The organism is Neisseria sp. P0021.S005, from assembly GCF_051956955.1.
Window position 1 is genome coordinate 1 of the sequence record NZ_JBQCWY010000537.1, and the last position, 2,118, is coordinate 2,118.

Here is a 2,118-nt window from a genome sequence, read left to right on the forward strand (position 1 = left end):
CAACCACTTGCTCGTTCAGGGCGAATCGGAACGGGCCGAGATTTTCTTCTTGCGTCCACGCCCAAAGGGTAATTTCGATGGCGCTGTCGCCAAGGTTGGTAATGTATACGACGGCAGGTCGTTCTTCAGTTTGAACACACAATGGATGCTCGGTTGCCGCTCTCAATACGGCGGCTTTGGCGGCTTTCAAGTCGCAGGCGTAGTCGACGCCGACAACGACTTGGGCGCGGCACAGGGGCAGGGAGGAGCGGTTGGTGATGCTGTTGGTCATGACCACGCTGTTAGGCAGGACGACTTCTTCGTTGTCCGGCGTACTCAAAGAGGTCTGCACCATTTTGATTTCGCGGACGATGCCTTCAAAACCGTTGACGCGGATAAAGTCGCCGACTTTAAACGGACGGAACAGGATAATCAGCGCGCCGGCGGCGAAGTTGGACAGTTGGTCTTTCAAAGACAAAGCCACGGCCAAGCCTGCGCCACCGATCAGGGCGGTAACGGAAGTGGTCGGGATACCGAGTTTGCCCAGTGCCGCGATAATGATGAGGATCAGCAGGCCGATGTTGGCAACGTTGCCGAGGAAGCTGACCAGTGTTTTATCGACTTTGGCGCGTGTCAGCGCGGCTTTCATCAGTGTCACCACGCGCGTGGCGACCCAGCGGCCGATAAAGAAGATGGCTAAGGCGGCCAGCAGGTTGGTACCGAAAGACATGCCGGTTTGGGCGAGTTGTTCCCAGCCGGAGAACGAAGAGAGGACTTGAAGATCGAAATTCATAATTGTGTGTGCGTGTGAAGTTGTTTAAAAGGTCATTGTAAAACAAGGCCGTCTGAAAAACTAATGATTTGTTTTTTCAGACGGCCTTTAATCTTTCCTAAATTCTTTTCAGCTTAACGTAAAACGGTTTTGCTCCAACGGCTCACCCATTGTTTTTGTTTGGTGTTGATGTCGGCGCGGTTGGGGGAATCGCTGTGTTTCGGGGTTTGGGCGAACTCGAATATTTTGGGCAGCGGCGTGTTTTTGGCAGCCGGATAGACCCACATTTCGGCAGGCAGGGCTTTTTGCACGTCGCCGCTTTGCAGCCAGCTCACCAGTTTGGCTGCCAGTTCGGGTTGTTTTGCGCCTTTCAAAACGGCCGCGCCTTCAACTTGGCGGAATGTGCCGCCTTTGAGGAAGAGGTTGCCGGTGGGTGGGGTGCTGTATTTGCCTTTGGAGTAGTGGACTTCGGCCGCCGGGCTGGTGGCATAGCTGACCACGAGGGGATAGGCGCCGCCGTTTTGGGTGAAGTCGGTGTAGTAGGCTTCGCTCCAGCCTTTGGCAACTTTCACGCCGTTTTGGCGCATTTGCGCCCACCATTTGAACGCACCTTCTTCACCCATGCCGCCGATGTTGGCCAAGAGGAAGGAGAGGCCGGGCGAGGATGTGGCGGGAGACGGGGTTACCAGAAGGTTTTTATATTCCGGTTTGGTCAAATCTTGCAGGGTTTGCGGCAGGGGCAATTTTTTCTGTTCAAACCATTTTTTGTCGTAGTTGATGGCGACATAGGCGTAATCGACAGCCAGCGCATCGGGCAGGGAAGCGGTTACGGGTGCGGATTTGGGTTGGTTGGCGGCGAGGATGCCGGCGGCTTTGGCTTTGCCGATGTTGGCGTTGTCTAAACCGTAAACCGCATCGGCAATCGGGTTGGCCTTGCTCAAAATCAGCTTGTTGAGCATTTCGTTGCCACTGCCTGCCTTGATGACGGACACTTTGGCATCGTTGGCTTTTTCAAATTGTGCGATGACGGATTGTGGCAGGCTGAAGGATTTGTGCACGGCCAAACGCACTTCGGTTTGGGCGTACAGGTTTGCCGAAGCCAGCAACAGGGCCACGGCGGACAATTTCAGTTTCATTCTCTTTCCTTTAGTACGGGTAAAATACGAAATATCATAACAAAATCTGCATATCAAGGCACGATATGAATCATTCTCCCGTTTGGCTGTTTGACCTCGACAATACTTTGCACAATGCCGAAGCCGGCATTTTCTACATCATCAACCGCGCCATGACCGAATACATGGCAGGCCGTCTGAAACTTTCCGAAGAAGCCGCCTCCCACCTGCGCCAAGATTATTGGCACCGAT

General features: G+C 53.7%; 2 protein-coding genes and 1 pseudogene. 1 reads left to right on the plus strand and 2 read right to left on the minus strand.

Features of this window, described 5'->3' with window-relative positions; translation table 11 throughout:
• On the minus strand, positions 1-772 hold a 772-nt coding region (locus ACTHUE_RS16550), incomplete at its 3' end, for a mechanosensitive ion channel family protein (RefSeq protein WP_440424015.1).
• Positions 773-885: 113 nt separating this feature from the next.
• Positions 886-1,887, minus strand: a complete 1,002-nt coding sequence (locus ACTHUE_RS16555) for a thiamine ABC transporter substrate-binding protein (protein WP_070824068.1) — start codon at positions 1,885-1,887, stop codon at positions 886-888.
• 65 nt (positions 1,888-1,952) lie between these two features.
• On the opposite strand from ACTHUE_RS16555, the pseudogene ACTHUE_RS16560 reads away from it, so the two are divergent.
• Positions 1,953-2,118, plus strand: a pseudogene (locus tag ACTHUE_RS16560) (pyrimidine 5'-nucleotidase); the annotation flags it as partial.